The organism is Sulfuricurvum sp., from assembly GCF_028688295.1.
Classification (GTDB): domain Bacteria; phylum Campylobacterota; class Campylobacteria; order Campylobacterales; family Sulfurimonadaceae; genus Sulfuricurvum.
Window position 1 is genome coordinate 1 of the sequence record NZ_JAQTYM010000093.1, and the last position, 6,593, is coordinate 6,593.

General features: G+C 44.1%; 8 protein-coding genes. 5 read left to right on the forward strand and 3 right to left on the reverse strand.

Annotated elements, in window-relative coordinates; translation table 11 throughout:
* From PHR02_RS12485 to PHR02_RS12505, 5 genes are all read left to right on the forward strand, one after another.
* The coding region (locus PHR02_RS12485) for an efflux RND transporter permease subunit (RefSeq protein ID WP_299992511.1) at positions 1-660 on the forward strand (660 nt) is incomplete at its 5' end.
* Positions 657-1,571 (forward strand): class I SAM-dependent methyltransferase, encoded by a 915-nt coding sequence (locus tag PHR02_RS12490; protein WP_299992513.1) that lies wholly within the window; start codon positions 657-659, stop codon positions 1,569-1,571. The genes PHR02_RS12485 and PHR02_RS12490, both read left to right, overlap by 4 nt.
* A 93-nt stretch (positions 1,572-1,664) precedes the next feature.
* Positions 1,665-2,255: an NAD(P)H-dependent oxidoreductase gene (locus tag PHR02_RS12495; RefSeq protein WP_299992515.1), complete on the forward strand. Its 591-nt coding sequence runs from the start codon at positions 1,665-1,667 to the stop codon at positions 2,253-2,255.
* An 8-nt stretch (positions 2,256-2,263) separates the two neighbouring features.
* Entirely contained in the window at positions 2,264-3,409 is a 1,146-nt protein-coding gene (locus PHR02_RS12500; RefSeq protein ID WP_299992516.1) for an iron-containing alcohol dehydrogenase, read from the forward strand.
* An 87-nt stretch (positions 3,410-3,496) separates the two neighbouring features.
* Positions 3,497-3,973 carry a methylated-DNA--[protein]-cysteine S-methyltransferase gene (locus PHR02_RS12505; protein WP_299992518.1) on the forward strand — a complete coding sequence of 159 codons (477 nt, stop codon included), beginning with the start codon at positions 3,497-3,499 and terminating at the stop codon, positions 3,971-3,973.
* Between the two features lie 23 nt (positions 3,974-3,996).
* Here PHR02_RS12505 and PHR02_RS12510 read toward each other — a convergent pair whose 3' ends face one another.
* The 3 genes from PHR02_RS12510 to PHR02_RS12520 form a co-directional block, all read right to left on the reverse strand.
* Positions 3,997-5,076 (reverse strand): sensor domain-containing diguanylate cyclase, encoded by a 1,080-nt coding sequence (locus PHR02_RS12510; RefSeq protein WP_299992520.1) that lies wholly within the window; start codon positions 5,074-5,076, stop codon positions 3,997-3,999.
* Between the two features lie 102 nt (positions 5,077-5,178).
* Positions 5,179-5,946 (reverse strand): PocR ligand-binding domain-containing protein, encoded by a 768-nt coding sequence (locus PHR02_RS12515; protein WP_299992522.1) that lies wholly within the window; start codon positions 5,944-5,946, stop codon positions 5,179-5,181.
* A 38-nt stretch (positions 5,947-5,984) separates the two neighbouring features.
* Positions 5,985-6,593: diguanylate cyclase (locus PHR02_RS12520; RefSeq protein WP_299992524.1), on the reverse strand; the 609-nt coding region annotated here is incomplete at its 5' end.

A 6,593-nucleotide genomic window follows, 5' to 3' on the forward strand; every position in this document is an offset into this window, starting at 1 on the left:
GACATCACCAAAGCGTTACCGCTCGATAAACTCGTCACAATCGTCAATGAGCGTCAAGCTGAATGGTTAGGTAAAGGGGTGGCATTCGAACTCGATGGCGATGCTAAACACATGCAAGAGAGTAACGAAGCATTCGGCGTGGCTATCGGTGCCGCATTGGTGATGATCTATCTCATTCTCGCCGCTTTGTACGAATCGCCGTTGCAACCGCTCATCATCATGAGTGCATTGCCGCTGAGCTTTACAGGGGCATTTATCGGTCTATGGGCGGCAGGTATGAATATGTCGCTCTTTAGTATGATGGGGCTGATGCTCCTGCTCGGACTGGTCGGGAAAAACTCCACCCTCGTCGTCGATGCCGCGAACCGTCTCCGAGAATCGGGAAAACCACTCGATGAAGCGATCGTCGAAGCGGGACTTTCTCGTCTACGCCCGATTCTGATGACGACAACAGCAATGTGCTTCGGGATGCTCCCTCTCGCCCTCTCCGTCGGAGAAGGTTCAGGGGTCAAAGGACCGATGGGGGTTGCTGTCATCTGCGGACTATTGCTCTCAACCCTCACCAGTCTCCTCGTCGTTCCCGCACTCTACAAAGTCCTTGCACCGCTGGATGCTAAAATTCGTAAACTTTATACAATTAAAAAAGAGTTGCCAGAATGAACCTAAACGATTTACAGCACCATTTGAATAGTGTTTCCAGTACCCTCACCGAAGAATACACCCGATTGTTTCACGGACGGGGAAACATCTATGATAGATATAGGTTTCTTACCGTAGACAGCGTGGATAAAGTGCTCTTTGCCGTGCTGTTTGATGAAGACGTAGAAGAAGAAGCTATCGTTTCAATGTTACGTGATTTTTATTGTTCTATGGGTACATGGGAGGCATTGGTTGTTCAACAGCGCTATCTTCCCTCAGCACCATCCACTGTGGTTTCAGGAGAACTCCCAGAGCACTGTTTTGCGATAGAGAACACTCTCAAATACCACATCAACTTCCTCAATGCCCAAAATATCGGCTTCTTTCCCGATATGAAGATCGGAAGAGAATTTATCCATCAACATGCAAAGGGGAAAAATGTTCTTAACCTCTTCTCTTATACCTGCTCGTTTTCCGTTGTAGCAATTGAAGCGGGAGCTCACTCGGTTGTAAATGTAGATATGAACAAAAATGTCCTCTCCATAGGTAGAGAAAACCATCGCCTAAATGGACTTGATACGAAAAACGTGGAATTTATGCCCTACAATATCCTAAAATCATGGAGCCGTATCCGAAAAGGCGGCCCTTATGATCTGATCATCATCGATCCTCCCAGCTTTCAAAAGGGTTCTTTTGCGGCCACAAGCGATTATGAGAAGATTATCCGCCGACTCCATGAATTCGCCGCGCAAGAGTGTATCATCCTCTCGGCACTCAATGCTCCCGAATTGGATAGTGAGTTTATTAAAACCCTGTTCCGTGAAAATGCCCCTGAGTTTCAGTATGTCGAGAGACTGAAAAATTTAGAGAGTTTCCCCGAAATCGAGGAAGAGCGGAGTTTAAAAAATCTAGTTTTTAGAAAAAAAATTTAACTATTATAGTTACATGATAAGAGGTATGAGCGTTAGACATAAAATACCGTATACTACAATTTTTTGCTCAACCATCATTTTAAAAGGGTACACATGAAACGAGTATTATTATTAAATCTGCATCAAAAATATGAAGGGTTTGCGAATGGAAATCTCACCAGAGACCTACTAAGTGAAGCCAAAAAATTCTTTCACACCAATGGATACGAAGTTAAAGAGACAAATATCGATGAGGGATATGACGTAACTGAGGAGTTGGAAAAATTTCAATGGGCTGATCTATTTTTCGTTCAATCCCCTGTCTATTGGATGGGACTACCATGGCTTGGAAAAAAGTATATTGATGAGATTTTCTCAGCAGGAGTGAATACCATCACTTATGTGAGTGATGGACGAAGCCGCACTGATTCATCTAAAAGCTACGGAAGCGGTGGTTTAATGAATGAAAAACGGTATATGCTCAGTTTTACCTATAACTGTCCGGAAAGTGAATTCGACAATCCAAAAGGTTTTTTTGATGGATTGAGTTTAGACGAAGCCAATATCGCCCTTCATAAAACGTTCCAATTTTGCGGTGCTCTACCTTACCCAAGTTTCTCGGTACATGATGTGTATAAAGCAGAGTTTGATATTGAGAGTGTCCTAAAAGAACTACAAGAGCATTTGAAACAAACCCTAAAATAAGGAACTCCATGAACACATTTACCTATTACAACCCTACCCGTATCGAATTCGGACGCGGTAAAGAAAACGATATCGGAGCCATGATCGCCGAGCAAGGGATCAAACGTCTCCTCCTCGTCTACGGAACCGGCTCTATCAAGAAAAACGGTTTGTATGAACGCGTCATCGCGAGTCTCACAACAGCAGGAATCGCTTATGAAGAGCTCGATGGCGTCGTGAGCAATCCCCTCCTCTCCCGCGTCCATGACGGGATCGAAATAGTAAAAACCCATAATCTCCAAGCTGTTCTCGGCGTCGGCGGAGGCTCGGTCGTCGATTCTGCCAAAGCGATTGCGGCAGGAGCGCTGTATGAGGGTGACGTATGGGATTTTTTCATTCAAAAAGCCTCTATCACCGCTGCCCTCCCCGTCTATGCCATCATGACGCTCGCAGCAACCGCCAGTGAGATGAACGGCAACTCGGTTGTGATGAATGATACCACCAAACAAAAATACTCCATTGCCTCCGTACTCGTCAATCCGAAAATATCAATCATCAATCCCGAACTCATGATGAGCGTCACCCCTGAATATCTCGCCTATTCGGCAACCGACATTATCGCCCATACAATCGAAGTCTATTTTACCGCCAGTGATCATCCCCATTTTCAATCCAGACTCGTAGAATCCATCATCAAAACAGTTATCGAAACGACTGAAATCCTCCTTAAAGATCCGCTCAATTACGATGCACGTGCCGAGTTTGCATGGGCGTCAACCCAAGCACTCAACGGCTTGACAAACTCCGGAACAGGAGGGGGAAGTTTCCCGAACCACATGATCGAACATGCCCTCTCTGCACTCTTTAATATCGCTCACGGCGCGGGTTTAGCCATTGTTATTCCGGCGTGGATGAAATGGTATAAAGGGCAAAATCCGGCTCAGTTTGAACGCTTTGCCAAAGAAGTTTTCGCCCTTGAGACTGCGGATGAGGGGATCACAGCCTTAGAAAACTGGTTTAACTCTATCGGTGCACCGATTACCTTGTCCGCAGCCAATATTTCGCGTGAATATATCGACGACATTGCTGAAAATGCACATGGATTAGCGGTATTATGGGGAATGGGGGAAGAATATTCTTCTGCAACAATTGCCGACATACTTCGAAACGCCTAATTCTCCCCGTAGCGCACTTTGCGCTCGGGTGTATAATCCCACTAAACACTCGGTGAGACATCTTTACCATTTTGCTATAATCATATCATGCAACCCTATACATTTGAATATACCCGACTTATCACTACCCCTCTGGGACAAATGATCGCGAGTGCGGATGAGCACGCAATCACCTCGTTAGACTTTGGAAATACCTCTGTAGCAAACTCCGATCATCCTCTCCTTCTCCGATTGGAAGTGGAACTGTACGAGTACTTCGCAGGGAAACTCAAAACATTTACTCTCCCCCTAGACCCTCACGGAACCCCGTTTCAAAAAGAAGTATGGGAAACCCTTCTCAGCATCCCTTATGGCGAAACGATCTCCTATGCACAAGAGGCTGAACAATTCGGAAATCCCAAAGCAGTCCGTGCCGTTGCCAATGCCAATGGACGAAACCCTATCGCGATCCTCATCCCCTGCCATCGTGTTATCGCTACAGGCGGTGGACTCGGTGGATATAGTGGAGGGATAGAGAAAAAAGAGTTTTTACTACTGTTAGAGAAAGAAAGCAGATTCTTCTAGGGCTTATTATGCTAGGTAATTCTTTATACCTTTTTCGCCATACATACACGATTACGCCCACTCTCCTTTGCTTCATACAGTGCTGTATCTGCCTGATTTAACAACATATCAATCTCACTCGTCCCTTTATCTGCTGCCACCACTCCAAACGATGCCGTAAACCTCGGTTGTAACTCTTCAACACTCACCTGAGCTTGTGAAATCGCAATGCGTAAGCGTTCAGCAACATGAAGTGCTTCCTCTGCATCCGTCTGTGGTAGTACTATAGCAAACTCTTCACCGCCGATACGCCCAATGATATCAATATCACGCAGTAAGACTCTGCAAATATCAGCAATTTTCTGTAGAACACGATCACCGATGCTATGACCGTAATCATCATTAACCTGTTTAAATCGGTCAATATCAAACATAATCAAAGATAGCTCCCCTCCGTATCGATGAAAACGGGAAAGCTCAATTTCAGCCTCTTCGATAAAATATCGACGGTTCGGTAATCCTGTCAGATAGTCTGAATAAGCCCTACGTTCGAGTTCTGCACGGGTTTTACTGTTTTCTATAGCAATTGCAGCCAAATTTGCAGCAAAACTGATCCTCTCGATATCGCTTTGCAGCAGTTTAGTCGCTACAGAGTGATAAATAGCGAATGTCCCCAATACTTTCCCTTCAGTTGAGAGTATCGGTTCTGACCAGCATGATCCTAATCCGGCACTTTGGGCTAGAGAGGAATACGGCTTCCAGTAGTCATGATTCATAATATCTTCGACTATTACCCTCTTCCCTAGATAAGCGGCAGTACCGCAAGAACCAACCCCCATACCGATCTCGATACCATTAATTGCATCATTGTAAAAGTCAGGCAAACTAGGAGCTGCTCCGCTTAAGAGATGTTTACCCTCTTCATCCAGTAATAAAATACTGCACTGAGCCGTTTGTTCCTCAAATTCAATAGTTTTGACAATGGTGTTTAGTATTTCAGATAATGGTACACCTTTTGCGACCATTTGCAGCATGTCATCATGCGCACGGTTTCTCTGCTCACTTTGCCAGTGTGCGGTCATATCGCTAAAACTGACTAGCCGTTTATCCCCTACCCACGACACACGAACAACAATATGACGTTCACTCCCATCCTTGCAGGTAATATTTCCTTCCAGTTCAGGAGGAATCGTGCCGTTTTTATAGGCCTCTATGACCGACTTATACTATGGGATAACAACACTCTCTCTATAGTGTACATCAGGATAAGCCTTGAGATACCATGTATCAATATTAGGTATGTCTTCCAACAAATAACCAAACGATTTTGTAAATTGGTGGTTGATATATTCAATCTTTCCATTGAGATTTGACCAACCGATTCCGATAGGTGAAGAGTCCAAAATATCTTCCAGTTGAACACGTTTCTCGGTGCTTTTAGACAGGTTATGTTCCATAATCGTCTCACGCAACCGTGCCAGACCGCTTGCAGCCAGCATCTCCGCCATCCCTACCATACAATCCATCAACGCTTCCATCTGTTCTTTTGCGACAATGGGAACCGCACGAATCGCTTCTACGTATTGAGTTTCATCATAACCAAATTCATTCGCGCGCTTATGAAAAAAATCCATATCCGGAGCTTCACTCAGCACCTGACCTAAAAACAGCGTTGCCAAACGGCGACCTTCAATGACCACCGGTGTGGCATAATCGATCAAACCGTTTTTACACTTGCCACAAGCAACTTCCCCATCATGCAAACTCTGCATAAGTTCAATATTACTCTCAATACATTGTTGATTGGTTTGCGGATTTACTCGATGAAAAAGTGCACAAGCATTTGTCCAACCTATTTGAGAAAGGAGTTCACCATCTTCAGCAACCAACCCATAAGGGATCCCGGTCGCTTTATACAGGCTCTCCATTACCCGCTCGAATGCGACAATATCGACAAGATCACTGAACTTGTGGTTATATCCAATGTCTGTCAAACGCACTCCTTTTGAATTGTTTATTCTAAATTATATCATTAACAGTGAAAAATATATTGATTTTTACCGCTCTCTTTTGCGACATACATAGCCTGATCTGCATGACGAAGCAATGTGTCAGAAGCGACATGATCATGCGGATACAGGGTAACGCCAATACTAGCAGATACTGTAATATCCTCTTTATTAGGAAGGATATACGGGGTGTTAATACTATCCAGTATTTTTGTAATGATAATCTCGCATTCCTCAATGCTTTTGAGATTTAAAAGCAAAATGGCGAATTCATCTCCCCCCATTCTAGCAACCGTATCACTTTCTCTGATGCTCTTTTGCATCCGATTTGCCATTTCTATCAGTAGTGAATCACCGACACTATGCCCGAAATCATCGTTGACAGGTTTAAACTCATCTAAATCCAGAAAACAAACTGCCATCATGCTATGTAAACGTTTTGAAACCATCATGGCTTGATTGATGCGCTCGGCAAATAGCAATCGATTAGGTAATCCTGTTAGAGAGTCATAAAATGCCATTCTCTCTAATGAGGATTCGTAATCTTTGCCTGTTGTTATATCCGTTAATAATCCGACATAACTTGACGTTTTGCCTTCTGAATCTGTAATGGCAGAAATAGTTACTCTCTC

Excerpts from the sequence above, each read along its gene's own strand:
- PHR02_RS12490 (WP_299992513.1), top strand. The coding sequence starts at position 657 with ATGAACCTAAACGATTTACAGCACCATTTGAATAGTGTTTCCAGTACC.
- PHR02_RS12495 (WP_299992515.1), top strand. The coding sequence starts at position 1,665 with ATGAAACGAGTATTATTATTAAATCTGCATCAAAAATATGAAGGGTTT.
- PHR02_RS12500 (WP_299992516.1), top strand. The coding sequence starts at position 2,264 with ATGAACACATTTACCTATTACAACCCTACCCGTATCGAATTCGGACGC.
- PHR02_RS12505 (WP_299992518.1), top strand. The coding sequence starts at position 3,497 with ATGCAACCCTATACATTTGAATATACCCGACTTATCACTACCCCTCTG.